Here is a 12,760-nt window from a genome sequence, read left to right on the forward strand (position 1 = left end):
TTGGCCGTCTGCACCATCCAACTCCTGTCTAACCAACGACGTGCCGTGCGCATGCCCGGCTCAACAGGAGTGTCAAACCATGTTCGTTCGATTGAGCATTGCGGTCGCCGCGCTCAGCCTTCTCTCAGGGGCTGCGCTGGCCCAGGGCGCCAAGCTGACCGATCCGCAGATCGCGCACATCGCCTACACGGCGGGCGTGATCGACATCAACGCCGCCAAGCAGGCGGAAAAGAAGGCCTCCAACAAGGAGGTCAAGGCGTTCGCCAAGGACATGGTGCGCGACCATGAGGCGGTCAACAAGCAGGCGCTCGACCTCGTCAAGAAGCTGAAGGTGACGCCGGAGGACAACGACACCAGCAAGGCGCTGTCGAAGCAGGCCGCCGACAAGCTCGCCGAACTCGGCAAGTTGAAGGGCGCCGCCTACGACAAGGCCTATGTCGACAACGAGGTCGCCTACCACAAGACGGTCAATACCGCGCTGGAGACGCAGCTGATCCCCTCGGCCAGCAATCCCGAGCTGAAGGGCCTGCTGCAGACCGGCCTGAAGATCTTCCAGGGCCACCAGCAGCATGCCGAACATGTCGCGGCCGACCTGAAGTAAGGAGACGCGCGATGTTGCCAGGACGCTATCTCACGACGCTCGCTCTGTTCGCGCTCGGCGCGATAGCCGTCCCGGCGCATGCCGCCACCATCCAGATCGTGATGGAGAATCTGGTGGTCTCGCCGGCCGAGGCATCCGCCAAGGTCGGCGACACCGTCGAATGGGTCAACAAGGATATATTGGCCCACACCGCCACCGCGAAGAGCGGCGACTTCGACGTGACGATCGCGCCGAAGCAGACCGTCAAGTCGGTTCTCACCAAGGCCGGCACGGTCGACTACTACTGCCGCTTCCATCCCAACATGAAGGCCGTTTTGAAAATCGCGCCGTAGTTCGCGCGATGACCTCCGAGGTAATCGATCGGCACCTGCAAACCTTCGATAGTGAGGACAGCCGCTTAAGTCCGGCGCATCAGAAGGAGAGCACCATGACCGACCACGCAACCGTCGCCCGCAACTACATCGAGCTCTGGAACGAGCGCACGCCGAGCCGGCGCCGCGAGATGCTGACCGCAAACTGGACCGCCGATGCGCGCTATGTCGATCCTTTGATGAGCGGCGACGGCCATGAGGGCGTCGACGCGCTGATCGCGGGCGTGCAGCAGAAGTTTCCGGATTTCAAGTTCAAGCTGATCGGCGAGCCGAACGGCTTCGGCGACCACGTCCGCTTCTCCTGGGGCCTCGGGCCCGACGGCGTCGACAGCCCGATCAAGGGCACCGACTTCGCCATGCTGAAGGACGGCCGTATCAGGAGCATCACCGGCTTCCTCGACCAGGTGCCGGGCGCCTGAGGCGATCCGTCATTCCGGGGCGACGCACCGCTTCCACCCCCGTGATGTCGCTGCTAGTCTTTCCGAAACACAGGGAGGACGCCATGAAGGCCGATTACGCCTTCAAGACTTCTGTCGTCAGCGACATCACGCCGGCGCTGCTGGCGATCGGCCGCGCCAGCTTTCCGCAGGCCTTGATCGACGCGCTGTGCCGCGTCGCCGGCGTCGGTCACTGCATGGTGTTCTCGTTCACGGGCCCACGGTCCGCCGCGTGCCTGCTCGACGTCGGCAACATCCCGACCGGGCACGATCTCGGGATCGCCTATTCCGAGCATTTCCACCAGGCCGACCCGAACCGCGATGCGGTGTTCGAGGGCCAGGCGCAGGCGGCGCCGATCCTGCTGCCGACCTTTGCCCGCCGGATGTACAGCGACGGCTACCGCAAGATCTTCTTCGACGATTCCGACATCGTCGACAAATTCGCTTCCGCGATCTGGACCGGCGACACCTGCTTCTATGTCAATTTCTACCAGATCACCGAGCAGGGCCGCTTCAGCCGCGAGCAGATCGCGCGCCTCGCCGCGGTCGCCCCCGCATTGACCGCCGCCGTGGCGCGGCACTTCCAGCGCGATCCAGCGGCGGATGCCGATCCGATCGCGCGGCTGAAGAGCCTGTTTGCGACTACTGAGCCGCTCGCCAGGCTGACCGGGCGCGAGAAGGAGGTCTGCGTGCGCATCCTCTCGGGCCTCAGTTCGGAAGCGATCGCGGCCGATCTCGGCATCGGGCTGCACTCCGCCCTCACCTATCGCAAGCGCGCCTATGACAAGCTCGGCATCTCCTCGCAGAACGAGCTGTTCGCAATCGCGCTGCGGCTGATGGCATCGGCACGCCAGCTGAACTGAAGCGTCGAAGCGGCCGCTTCCTCCTGTCCCCAACGGTAGGGACAGACCGGCGGCGTCTGCCGGCCTATGCTCAGCTCGAAACCTGAACGCCACCTGAGATCGCGCTGTGAGCACCGCTCCCCATTTCGACATCGATGTCCCCGCCTTCTGGCAGGATCCCTATCCGACGCTGGCGCGCATGCGCAAGGAAGCGCCGATCGCCTTCGTGCCGCAGCTCGGCAGCACGCTGCTGTGCAACCGCGACGACATCTTCGTCTCCGAGAAGCAGATCGACGTATTCTCATCGCACCAGCCCGAAGGGCTGATGAACAGGCTGATGGGCCACAACATGATGCGCAAGGACGGCGATGCGCACATGAACGAGCGCAAGGCGATCTTCCCGGCGATCTCGCCGAAGACGGTGCGATCGCACTGGACCGCGCAGTTTGCCGGACATGCGGCGCGCATCCTCGACGGATTGTCGCCGGACGGCGTGGTCGATTTCGTGCAGGCCTTCGCGCTGCCGTTCTCGGCCGAATGCCTGAAATCGATCACCGGCCTCACCAATATGCGCTTCCAGGACATGAATGCCTGGTCGCAGGGCATGATCGACGGCATCGCCAATTATGTCGGCGATCCCGCGATCGAGGCGCGCTGCCACGCGGCGACCTCGGGCATCGACGCCGCGATCGACGACATGGTGCCGGTGTTGCGCAAGACGCCCGACCTCAGCCTGCTCGGCGTGCTGTTGCAAACCGACATGCCGATGGAAAGCGTGCGCGCCAACATCAAGCTGGCGATCTCGGGCGGCCAGAACGAGCCGCGCGATGCGATCGCCGGCGCGGTGTGGGCGCTGCTGACCCATCCCGACCAGCTTGCGCTGGCGAGGAGCGGCACGATCCCGTGGTTGCAGGTGTTCGAGGAATATGCGCGCTGGATCTCGCCGATCGGGATGTCGCCGCGGCGGATCGCAAAGCCCTGGACGATCCGCGATGTCGGGTTCGAGACCAATGAACGGGTGTTCCTGATGTTCGGCTCGGCGAACCGCGACGAGAAGCATTTCAGCGAGCCCGACCGGTTCGACGTCCGCCGCGACGCCAGCAAAAGCATCGCGTTCGGCGCCGGTCCGCATTTCTGCGCCGGCGCCTGGGCCTCGCGCGCCATGGTCGCCGACGTCGCGCTGCCCGCGATCTTCGAGCGGCTGACGAACTTGCGACTGATCGAGCACAAGCCGCCGCGGATCGGCGGCTGGGCGTTCCGCGGCCTGCTGGATTTGCCGGTGACGTGGGACGCGTAGCCTACCAAGTCTTCTTTCGTCTTACCCAGAACTTGCTTGTTGTTTGAATAGGCGTGGATGGCGCTGATGAACACCACTGCGCCAGCCGTGGCGAGAGCGTCAAGCAAATCTGTACGGAGGACGTCACTCTTTTCGATGAGGATTTGCTTTTGGTTCTCCAGGCCATGGGCCGCAAGCGGACGATCCAAGTCACGCATATTCCATTTGACCGGACAGTGGCTGTCTAGGCCGTGTTTGGCCTTGAACGTCTGTACCCTCTCCAGCAGGCCAGCGGTCATGTCGCGCCGTATGGCATAGCCGCCGATAACGAGGATGTCTGGGGCTTCGGATCCCCAGATACCGTTAAGCTCAGAATTGTCACCTACCAGCTCCATCAAGTCACAACATAACTCGACTACCACCGATTACGAAAGCCAATTATGCAACCAGCCGGCTTTCTGGCGAGCGCTGATGGGCATCACAGGATCATCCGCCGAGATGCCCGGGGCTCCTCGCTTTCATAAAGAAAGCCCTCGCAGAAGCGACCTCCCCCGCAAGCGGGAGAGGTGCAGCGAGTACGCCGCTTGAGCCGATTCAGCTTTTAGCGTCCCCAGCGCAGCACAACCGGATCGAGCGAGCGCGCGATCTCGATCAGCCCGGCGCGTGTGGCCGGATGCAGCGGCTGCAGCGGGTGCCGTACCGCATCCGACTTGATGACGCCGCCCTCGCGCATCAAAACCTTGCAGGCCTGCAGCCCGCATTGGCGGTTCTCGTAATTGATCAGCGGCAGCCAGCGCGCATAGGCCTGCACGGCCTCGTCGCGGCGGCCGGCGAGGAACGGATCCATGATCTGGCGGATGCCGTCGGGATAGCCGCCGCCGGTCATCGCACCGGTGGCGCCGGCATCGAGGTCGGCCATCAAAGTGATCGCCTCCTCGCCGTCCCACGGTCCCTCGATCACGCTGCCGCCCTTCTCGATCAGCCCGCGCAGCTTGTTCGCGGCCATCGGCACCTCGATCTTGAAATACCTGACATTGGCGAGCTCCTTCGCCATCCGCGCCAGGAAATCGACCGAGAGCGGCGTGCCCGCGACCGGCGCATCCTGGATCATGATCGGGATGTTGATCGCATCGGAGACCACCCGATAGAACTCATAGATCGCCGGCTCGCCGACGCGGAAGGTCGCGCCGTGATAGGGCGGCATGATCATCACCATCGCAGCGCCGGCGGCCTGTGCCTCGCGGCTACGCGCGGCACACACCGCCGAGGAGAAATGCGTGGTGGTGACGATCACGGGAATGCGGCCCGCGACGTGCTCGAGCACGGCATGCATCACGGTCTCGCGCTCGGCATCGGTCAGCACGAACTGCTCGGAGAAGTTGGCGAGGATGCAGATGCCGTGCGAGCCGGCATCGATCATGAAGTCGACGCAGCGCCGCTGTCCGTCGAGGTCGAGATTGCCGTTGGCGTCGAAGATGGTCGGCGCCACCGGGAAGACGCCGCGATAGGGGCGCTGTGCCGAACTCGTCATGTCAAATCCTCCCTCATGATCTTGTCGCAGCTTGTCGTGTCACGCGCTGCGGAACGGCAGCGGCGGACCTTCGAGCCTGCGCAGGCCCGGTTCGCGCCGCTCCAGCCACCAGCCATACTGCTTCGGCCAGGATGCAAACACTTCGCCGCTTCCGCCGCCAAGCGCAAGCTCGGCATGCAGCGGCCAGTTCGGATCGAACAGCGCCTCGCGCCCGATCGCGACCAGATCGGCATGGCCGTTTGCCAGCACATCCTCCGCCTGCTGCGGATGCAGGATCAGGCCGACGGCAATGGTGGCGACCTCGGCGGCACGTCGGATTTCGTCCGCATAGGGCACCTGGAAGCCATAGCCGCGCGGAATCCGCGCCGCGGTTGCCGAGCCGAGCAGGCCACCCGACGAACAATCGATCAAATCGGCGCCGCGCGCCCTGGCTTCGCGCGCGAACGCAATCTGGTCCTCGAGCGTCAGGCCGCCGTCGACACCGTCGACCGAGGAGATCCGCACCGCCAGCGGCCGCTCGGCAGGCCAGGCCGCGCGGACGGTCTCGATGATCTCGAGCGGATAGCGCATCCGCCCGGCGCGGTCGCTGCCATAGGCGTCGCTGCGGCGGTTCGACAATGGCGAAAGGAATTCGTGCAGCAGATAGCCGTGCGCGCAATGCACCTCGACGAACTCGAAGCCGGCCTCCACCGCGCGCAAGGTGGCGCGGCGCCATTGCTCGCGCAGCGCAGCGAGCTCGGCGACATCGAGCGCGTGCGGCATCAGCCAGCCTTCCTCCATCGGGATCGCGCTCGGCGCCACGGTCCGCCACGGCAGATCGCCACGAGCGTGGTCCGCCTCGTCGAGCGCGGCATTGCCGTACCACGGGCGCTGCATGCTGGCCTTGCGGCCGGCATGCGCGAGCTGGATCGAGGGCACCGCGCCATTGTCCTTCAGGAAGGCGGCGATGCGTTCGAGCGGCGCGATCTGCTCGTCATTCCAGATGCCGACATCGCCATGGGTGATGCGCCCCTCGGCAGCGACCGCCGCGGCCTCGACCATCACGAGCCCGGCGCCGCCCTGGGCAAACTTACCAAGATGAACAAGATGCCAATCATTGGCGAGGCCGTTGGTCGCCGAATACTGGCACATCGGTGAAATCAGGATGCGGTTTCGGGAGGTCACGCCACGAAGCGTGATCGGCTGAAACAGAAACGGCTGCGGCATCGGGACCTGCGGTAGAGCGTGGTGGCGGAAAGTATGGCGGCCGAAAGCTAGGCGGCGCGTCCCGCAATCGCAAGACGCACGACAGCGCAGGCGGCAGGACCTGCACGCATGCAGCGCACCCGGGCGACAGCACGATCCACAAAACCCGCAACATTTGCCGCGGGATATTCACGCGGCTGGTAAACAGATTCCACTATCCCTTGATGACTTTCAGTCATCCCCGGCTGACTTTCAGTCATGCCGGGGATCACGCCACGGATCGCAATTCGCATCGGACATGCCTACATTGCCGACATGAAAAAAATCGGTTTCCTCTCGTTCGGGCACTGGACGCCCTCCCCGCAATCCCAGGCCCGTTCGGCCGCGGACGTGCTGCTGCAATCCATCGACCTTGCGGTCGCCGCCGAGGAGCTGGGCGCGGACGGCGCGTATTTTCGCGTCCATCACTTCGCGCGCCAGCTGGCTTCGCCCTTCCCGCTGCTGGCGGCGGTCGGCGCGAGGACCAGCCGGATCGAGATCGGCACCGCCGTGATCGACATGCGCTACGAAAATCCGCTCTACATGATCGAGGACGCCGGCGCGGCCGACCTGATCGCGAAGGGACGCCTGCAACTCGGCATCAGCCGCGGCTCGCCCGAGCAGGTGATCGATGGCTGGCGCTATTTCGGCTATCAGCCGGGCGAAGGCGAGACCGACGCCGACATGGGCCGGCGTCATGCCGAGATCTTCCTCGACATGCTGCGCGGACAAGGTTTTGCGCAGCCCAATCCACGGCCGATGTTTCCCAATCCTCCGGGTCTGCTGCGGCTCGAGCCGCTGTCGGAAGGTCTGCGCGAGCGGATCTGGTGGGGCGCTGGCTCGAACGCCACCGCGGTCTGGGCCGCGAAGCTCGGCATGAACCTGCAGAGCTCGACGCTGAAGAGCGACGAGACCGGAGAAGCCTTCCACATCCAGCAGGCCGCGCAGATCCGCGCCTATCGTGCCGCCTGGAAGGAGGCCGGCCACACAAGCGAGCCGCGGGTCTCGGTGAGCCGCAGCATCTTCGCGCTGATCGACGATCGCGACCGCGCCTATTTCGGCAACGGGCAGGAGGAAGACCAGATCGGCTTCATCGATGAGCGGACACGCGCGATCTTCGGCCGCGGCTACGCCGCCGAGCCGGACAAGCTGATCGAGCAGCTCAAGACCGACGAGGCGATCGCGGAGGCCGACACGTTGCTGCTGACCGTCCCCAATCAACTCGGCGTCGCCTACAACGCGCATGTGATCGAGAGCATCCTGACTCACGTCGCGCCCGCGATGGGTTGGCGCTGAATCCAGCGGAGAAATGCAGCGATCCCCTCGTCACGGATCAGGACCCGCGGCGGCCGTCCTCCAGGGGGGTGTGGTTGAGGGCGGACGACCGGCCGCGGGCTTGAACCGGCCATTCTCCGCCGGAGGTGAGCCGGTTCTGCCGGGCTAACCCCGGAACACGCAGAAACGTTCCGGCGGAACTCCGTTCTCAAACGCGGAGAACTACGGAAACATAACTGCGCGTTGTGAGAAGAACAGGTTGAGTACAGTTCGTTAGGCGCGCACGTTGCGTGAACAGATCGCCGTAATATCCCGGGACCCTCGCGCGAGGTCAATCAAGGGTCCCGGTCACGCGTGCGGCGATTGAGATCGAGGCGATCGATACGCTCATCGATCCGCCGGTTGAGTTCCTGATCCTCGTTCGAATCCCTGCCGCGCCGGGCGCGGACGACGAACACGCACCCGATCAGGACGACGACGGCAAACAGCGCGTAGTACCACCATTCCATGCATCGATCTCGAATGAACGCTCGCAGGGACGAGCGGAAGGGTCATCGTTCAGGCCTGGCAGGACGCCCCGATCTTGGCGCGTAGAACGGGTTCACCAGGCAGGTGGCCGGATTGCCCGCCATGCTGGCCTGGCACTGCTGCAACGATGTGAAGATACAATCCATTCGCTCGCCGAGCAGTTCCCCGTAAACATGCATGCAGACGGGATAGCGAGGGTCATACATTTGCGCCGATGCCGGCGTCGTCGTGCAAAGCGCGCCGAGCGAGAGCAACAGCGCTGCAAGCAACCTCACGTCTCGTCTCCTGCTATCGCCGCGAAATAAATTGCTGCTGCGAAATGCATTGTCTCGCCGACAAAACCATCGCGTGCAATTTTGCCTGAGGGCTGGAGCGGGCGAAGGGAATCGAACCCTCGTATGCAGCTTGGGAAGCTGCCGTTCTACCATTGAACTACGCCCGCGATCTCAATTGCTTGAGGTCGAACCCTGTGGGTGCGACCCGCCGGACCATAGCCCGGGCGGCGGTCGAGGATCAAGCGTGCAGTGACGCCGGTCGCGGCACCGCCGCCCGCTACTGGCCCATCCTCACCAGCACGTCATTGATGACAAAGGGCGCTGCGGCCGATGCATCGCAGCTCCCGCCGCGGGCATAGATGCAGGCTTCGCTGAAGCCGACGCGGGCACAGCTTTGCTGCGAAAAATCCGCCGGCAGATCGCCTGCGGCCTCGGGCCGCGCCAGGATGCGATTGAAGGCCGGCCTGGCCGCCTGCAGCAGCAGCGGCGGCAGGATCAGCTCGGCGAGCGGATCGGCGGGCTGCACCGCATAGAGCGGCACCGGGCCGACCAATCGCTCCCGCCCCGGCAATTGCTGGAAGCGAACGTTGTAAAGCGCAAGGCCGCACATCTGCGGATCGCTGCGCAGTTCGGCGGCGAGCCGCGCTGCGCCGACGCCGCGCATCCAGTACTCGCGCATCCCGTCGCTGGCGCCGGCCATCGCCACCGACAGCAACGCCCAGCCGCCGAGCACGATCGGCAACGCCCAGCGGCGCCACGCGGCTTTCGCGCGCAGCCATTGCACCCAATCGGCCGAGCCCAGCGCCGCGACGGTGATGAACAACACCAGCGACAGGAAGACGAAGCGGTATTCCTTGTGCGTGATCAGGCTGTGGAAGACGAGGTTGACCAGCGCCACGGTCAGCAGCAGCGGCGCATGCCGCCAGCCGCGCCAGATCGCAGCAAGCGGCAGCAGGATCGCCACCGACCACACGGTCAGAAAGTCGATCAGATAGGCCGACGGCGGCGACACGCCGAATTCGATGGCGCGATCGTGGACGAGGTTTTCCTTGATGTTCGCGATCAGCCAGGCGAACGGCACGGCGCCATGTGCAAGGTCGATCGCGGAGGCGAGCAGCAGCGCAACGAGCCCGCCGGCGACCAGCGGAACGAGGTTTCGCCAGCGTGTCCAGCACGCCCCGAGGGCCAGCACGGCGATCGCCGGCGCATACTGGAAGCGGCAGACAAAGGCGAAAGCGAGCAAGGCTCCGCCGATCGCGAGACGCCGCTGTGACGGATGGTCGGTGATCAGCAGCGCCGCCGGCACGATCAGCGCGGTCGCCAGCGGCTCGCCCAATGTGTGGGGCGCGAGCATGAACAACTCGAACCAGGTCGCGGCGGCAAAGGCCGTGACGACGGCATGGGTTCGCGAGATCCGCGCGCCGACGAACCAGGCGCTGATCACGATCGACAGCGAGGCGCAAGCAGCGATCAGGCGCGGCACCAGGAAGGCGCCTGCGCCACCAGGCGCAATCGCATCACCCAGCGCAACCGGCCCGGCCAGCAATGTCGGCAGGAACCAGCCGCGAATACCCTCGCGCCATTCCCACGTCAAAATGCCGTCATGGCCGAGCATCCGCCACGCCGGCTCGAGATACTGAAAGACCTCGTCGGGATAGATCACGTTGGGCCAGACGGCGACCGCAAGGCGGATCACCAACGCCAGCAGCAGCAACGCGAACAGCGGGTGCAAACGCCGGCTGGCGCGCGCGACCATGGCAGCGCGGCCGGGCGCAGCCCCGGCGCTCGTGCTCGTCATCGTTCCGCCGATCGTCCTTTGGAGCAGCATGCCGGCGACCAGATTGCGGGCAAAGCCTTTAAGATGCGTGACTGGACGATGCGTGACCGGACGTCGTCGAGGTCACACAGCGCCGGCCGTAACATGCTTAACTAAACGTCAAGATTTTCGGATGCGCCGGACCGCGACGATGTTATGCTCGCCCGCGTGGGGGGCTCGTGGCGTCATGGCGGGGCGTGGGTACACCATTTTCGACACGGCAATCGGCCGATGCGGCATCGCATGGGGCGAAGCCGGCGTGGCCGGTGTCCAGCTTCCGGAGCTCCGCGAGATCGAAACCCGCAAGCGGCTGTTCCAGCTCTACCCCGACGCGCGCGAGATGCGGCCGCCCGCGGAGATCGAGCTCGCGATCGAGGGCATCGTCGCGACCTTGCACGGCGGCGATGCTGACCTCACAGGCGTGGGGCTCGACATGAGCGGCATCCCGGCCTTCAACCAACGCGTCTACGAGACCGTCCGCAGCATTCCCCGCGGCGAGACCCGGACCTATGACGAGGTCGCGAGCGCGCTCCGCGCGACCGGCGCGGTCTATTCGGTGGCGCAGAGGCTCGGCCGCAATCCGTTCATGATCATCGTGCCCTGCCACCGCGTGCTCGAAGCGGGGCACTATCCCGACCGGATTTCACGGAACGGCGGCAGCATCTCCAAGCGGCGGCTGCTCTCGATCGAAGGCGCCCAGCCGACCACCAGCAAGACCCTGTTCGACGTGCTGCTGCCCGTTGCACGGCCCCGGCCGCACGCCTAAATCTCGGGTATGACCCGAACCACGCTGTTGCAGCGCGATCGCATCACGGTGAACGAGTTTCGCTGCACGGCGGAGCCCGGCGACAAGCCGTTCGCCGAGCAGTTCGCCTGCCATTCCGTGTCCTATGTGCGCAGCGGCAGCTTCGGCTGCCATTGCCGCGGCCGCTTCCATGAGCTGGTGGCAGGCTCGATCCTGGTCGGCCACCCGGGCGACGAATACACCTGCACGCACGACCATGTGGTCGGCGACGAATGCCTGTCGTTCTTCCTGGACCCGGAGCTGGTCGAGACGATCGGCGATCGCACATCGGTCTGGCAGGTCGGCTCGGTGCCGCCGCTGCCGGAATTGATGGTGATCGGCGAGCTCGCCCAAACGGCGGCAGGTGGCAACAGCGATGTCGGACTCGACGAGGTCGGCCACATCCTTGCCAGCCGCCTTGTCGAGCTGGTGTCCGACCGCAAGGCAAAGCCCCTCACCGCCGGCTTGCGCGATCGCCGCCGCGCCGTCGAGGCCGCGCTGTGGATCGACGCCAATTCGCATCATCAGATCGATCTCGACGATGCAGCCGAACAGGCCGGGTTGAGCACCTTCCATTTCCTGCGGCTGTTTTCTGCCGTGCTCGGCGTCACCCCGCATCAATATCTCGTGCGCTCGCGGCTGCGCCATGCGGCGCGGCGGCTGGTGGATGACGACAGCCCGGTCACCGACATCGCCTATGGTGTCGGATTCGGAGATCTCTCCAATTTCGTGCGCAGCTTCCACCGCGCCGCCGGCGCCTCGCCGCTCAAGTTCCGCCAAGCCTCGCGCGGCGACCGCAAGATTCTCCAAGAACGCCTTGCGCTGCAATAGCTAGGCTTCTCCAGTCCGCGCGTCCGTCGACGCGCCCAGCGACTGGAGACCTCATCATGTACGACCATATCGGATTGCGCGTCGCCGATCTCGACGCCAGCGTGCGCTTCTACACCGCGGTGCTGGCGCCGCTCGGCTTCGTGCTGTGCTCGCGCGACGACAGCGGCGCGGGCTTCGGCCCGAAGGGCGAGCCCGCGCTCTGGCTGCATCTGCACAAGGGCAAGGCGCAAAGCGGCACCCACATCGCGTTCCGCGCGCCGAGCCACGAGGCGATCAAGACATTTCATACCGAAGGCCTGAAGGCCGGCGGCAAGGACAACGGCGCGGCGGGCCATCGCAAGGACTACAGCCCGACCTACTACGCGGCGTTCCTGCTCGACCCCGATGGCAACAATGTCGAGGCGGTGAGCACCTAGGTGCACGCCACGATCTCCGCCGTCATTGCGAGGAGCGAAGCGACGAAGCAATCCATACTTCACTCAGCTGCGGCATGGATTGCTTCGCTTCGCTCGTAATGACGGCAAACTCAAATAGCAAGGACCCACTCCCATGGCCTCCATTCAAAAAGACATCCCGATCGACGCGCCGGCCGACCACGTCTGGGACGCGCTGCGCGATTTCGGCGCACTGCATACGCGGCTGGTGCCGGGCTTCGTCACCGACACGCAGCTCGACGGCGACGTCCGTACCGTCACTTTCAGTAACGGCACCGTGGCGCGCGAGACGATGGTCGATTGCGACGACAAGCGGCGACGGCTGGTCTATGCGATCACCAGCGAGCGGTTGAAACAGCATTCCGCCTCGGTGCAGGTGTTCGTCGAAAGCGATGCGCGCTGCCGGGTGGTGTGGATCGCCGATGTGCTGCCGCACGAGATCGCGCCCTACATGGACGCGCAAATGGACCTCGGCGCGGCGGCGATGCAGGCCGCGCTGGCGAAATCGGCCAGGGAGAAGAGCGCGGCGTGACAT

General features: G+C 65.2%; 15 protein-coding genes and 1 tRNA gene. 10 read left to right on the forward strand and 6 right to left on the reverse strand.

Annotation, left to right across the window (positions count from 1 at the left end):
* Window positions 1–79 precede the first annotated feature (79 nt).
* The 5 genes from AC628_RS08535 (at window position 80) to AC628_RS08555 (ending at window position 3,548) form a co-directional block, all read left to right on the forward strand.
* On the forward strand, window positions 80–601 hold the full coding sequence (locus tag AC628_RS08535; protein ID WP_074126288.1) for a DUF4142 domain-containing protein: 522 nt from the start codon (window positions 80–82) through the stop codon (window positions 599–601).
* 11 nt (window positions 602–612) lie between these two features.
* Window positions 613–933, forward strand: a complete 321-nt coding sequence (locus AC628_RS08540) for a cupredoxin domain-containing protein (RefSeq protein WP_074126289.1) — start codon at window positions 613–615, stop codon at window positions 931–933.
* Between the two features lie 95 nt (window positions 934–1,028).
* Window positions 1,029–1,391 carry a nuclear transport factor 2 family protein gene (locus tag AC628_RS08545; protein WP_074126364.1) on the forward strand — a complete coding sequence of 121 codons (363 nt, stop codon included), beginning with the start codon at window positions 1,029–1,031 and terminating at the stop codon, window positions 1,389–1,391.
* A gap of 83 nt (window positions 1,392–1,474) precedes the next feature.
* Window positions 1,475–2,272 carry a helix-turn-helix transcriptional regulator gene (locus tag AC628_RS08550; protein WP_074126291.1) on the forward strand — a complete coding sequence of 266 codons (798 nt, stop codon included), beginning with the start codon at window positions 1,475–1,477 and terminating at the stop codon, window positions 2,270–2,272.
* Window positions 2,273–2,378: 106 nt separating this feature from the next.
* Window positions 2,379–3,548 carry a cytochrome P450 gene (locus AC628_RS08555; protein WP_074126293.1) on the forward strand — a complete coding sequence of 390 codons (1,170 nt, stop codon included), beginning with the start codon at window positions 2,379–2,381 and terminating at the stop codon, window positions 3,546–3,548.
* A 580-nt stretch (window positions 3,549–4,128) separates the two neighbouring features.
* Here the strand turns inward: AC628_RS08555 and AC628_RS08560 are convergent.
* Together AC628_RS08560 and AC628_RS08565 are read right to left on the reverse strand one after the other, a co-directional pair.
* A complete protein-coding gene (locus tag AC628_RS08560; RefSeq protein WP_074126295.1) occupies window positions 4,129–5,058 on the reverse strand; it encodes a dihydrodipicolinate synthase family protein in 930 nt (309 codons plus the stop codon).
* 39 nt (window positions 5,059–5,097) lie between these two features.
* A complete protein-coding gene (locus tag AC628_RS08565; RefSeq protein WP_074126297.1) occupies window positions 5,098–6,264 on the reverse strand; it encodes an NADH:flavin oxidoreductase/NADH oxidase in 1,167 nt (388 codons plus the stop codon).
* A 294-nt stretch (window positions 6,265–6,558) separates the two neighbouring features.
* Here AC628_RS08565 and AC628_RS08570 point away from each other — a divergent pair, with 294 nt between their 5' ends.
* Window positions 6,559–7,578 (forward strand): LLM class flavin-dependent oxidoreductase, encoded by a 1,020-nt coding sequence (locus AC628_RS08570; protein WP_074126367.1) that lies wholly within the window; start codon window positions 6,559–6,561, stop codon window positions 7,576–7,578.
* Between the two features lie 314 nt (window positions 7,579–7,892).
* Here the strand turns inward: AC628_RS08570 and AC628_RS43815 are convergent, their stop codons facing one another.
* From AC628_RS43815 to AC628_RS08585, 4 genes are all read right to left on the reverse strand, one after another.
* On the reverse strand, window positions 7,893–8,066 hold the full coding sequence (locus AC628_RS43815) for a hypothetical protein (protein WP_168193332.1): 174 nt from the start codon (window positions 8,064–8,066) through the stop codon (window positions 7,893–7,895).
* Window positions 8,067–8,108: 42 nt separating this feature from the next.
* A complete protein-coding gene (locus AC628_RS08575) occupies window positions 8,109–8,360 on the reverse strand; it encodes a DUF3551 domain-containing protein (RefSeq protein WP_074126299.1) in 252 nt (83 codons plus the stop codon).
* Window positions 8,361–8,453: 93 nt separating this feature from the next.
* Window positions 8,454–8,527, reverse strand: a tRNA-Gly gene (locus AC628_RS08580).
* 110 nt (window positions 8,528–8,637) lie between these two features.
* Entirely contained in the window at window positions 8,638–10,158 is a 1,521-nt protein-coding gene (locus AC628_RS08585; RefSeq protein ID WP_074126370.1) for a glycosyltransferase family protein, read from the reverse strand.
* Between the two features lie 205 nt (window positions 10,159–10,363).
* Here AC628_RS08585 and AC628_RS08590 point away from each other — a divergent pair, with 205 nt between their 5' ends.
* The 4 genes from AC628_RS08590 (at window position 10,364) to AC628_RS08605 (ending at window position 12,757) form a co-directional block, all read left to right on the forward strand.
* A complete protein-coding gene (locus tag AC628_RS08590; RefSeq protein ID WP_074126301.1) occupies window positions 10,364–10,942 on the forward strand; it encodes a methylated-DNA--[protein]-cysteine S-methyltransferase in 579 nt (192 codons plus the stop codon).
* Window positions 10,943–10,951: 9 nt separating this feature from the next.
* Window positions 10,952–11,791, forward strand: a complete 840-nt coding sequence (locus AC628_RS08595) for a helix-turn-helix transcriptional regulator (protein ID WP_074126303.1) — start codon at window positions 10,952–10,954, stop codon at window positions 11,789–11,791.
* Window positions 11,792–11,847: 56 nt separating this feature from the next.
* Entirely contained in the window at window positions 11,848–12,207 is a 360-nt protein-coding gene (locus tag AC628_RS08600; protein ID WP_074126305.1) for a VOC family protein, read from the forward strand.
* Between the two features lie 133 nt (window positions 12,208–12,340).
* Window positions 12,341–12,757, forward strand: a complete 417-nt coding sequence (locus AC628_RS08605; protein WP_074126308.1) for an SRPBCC family protein — start codon at window positions 12,341–12,343, stop codon at window positions 12,755–12,757.
* The last annotated feature ends 3 nt before the right edge of the window (window positions 12,758–12,760 follow it).

The organism is Bradyrhizobium sp. NAS96.2 (genome assembly GCF_001908235.1).
Classification (GTDB): domain Bacteria; phylum Pseudomonadota; class Alphaproteobacteria; order Rhizobiales; family Xanthobacteraceae; genus Bradyrhizobium.

Coding starts and splice junctions, on each gene's coding strand:
- AC628_RS08560 (WP_074126295.1), bottom strand. CDS start 5,058: ATGACGAGTTCGGCACAGCGCCCCTATCGCGGCGTCTTCCCGGTGGCG.
- AC628_RS08550 (WP_074126291.1), top strand. CDS start 1,475: ATGAAGGCCGATTACGCCTTCAAGACTTCTGTCGTCAGCGACATCACG.
- AC628_RS43815 (WP_168193332.1), bottom strand. CDS start 8,066: ATGGAATGGTGGTACTACGCGCTGTTTGCCGTCGTCGTCCTGATCGGG.
- AC628_RS08570 (WP_074126367.1), top strand. CDS start 6,559: ATGAAAAAAATCGGTTTCCTCTCGTTCGGGCACTGGACGCCCTCCCCG.
- AC628_RS08565 (WP_074126297.1), bottom strand. CDS start 6,264: ATGCCGCAGCCGTTTCTGTTTCAGCCGATCACGCTTCGTGGCGTGACC.
- AC628_RS08595 (WP_074126303.1), top strand. CDS start 10,952: ATGACCCGAACCACGCTGTTGCAGCGCGATCGCATCACGGTGAACGAG.
- AC628_RS08605 (WP_074126308.1), top strand. CDS start 12,341: ATGGCCTCCATTCAAAAAGACATCCCGATCGACGCGCCGGCCGACCAC.
- AC628_RS08600 (WP_074126305.1), top strand. CDS start 11,848: ATGTACGACCATATCGGATTGCGCGTCGCCGATCTCGACGCCAGCGTG.
- AC628_RS08540 (WP_074126289.1), top strand. CDS start 613: ATGTTGCCAGGACGCTATCTCACGACGCTCGCTCTGTTCGCGCTCGGC.
- AC628_RS08590 (WP_074126301.1), top strand. CDS start 10,364: ATGGCGGGGCGTGGGTACACCATTTTCGACACGGCAATCGGCCGATGC.
- AC628_RS08585 (WP_074126370.1), bottom strand. CDS start 10,158: ATGACGAGCACGAGCGCCGGGGCTGCGCCCGGCCGCGCTGCCATGGTC.
- AC628_RS08535 (WP_074126288.1), top strand. CDS start 80: ATGTTCGTTCGATTGAGCATTGCGGTCGCCGCGCTCAGCCTTCTCTCA.
- AC628_RS08545 (WP_074126364.1), top strand. CDS start 1,029: ATGACCGACCACGCAACCGTCGCCCGCAACTACATCGAGCTCTGGAAC.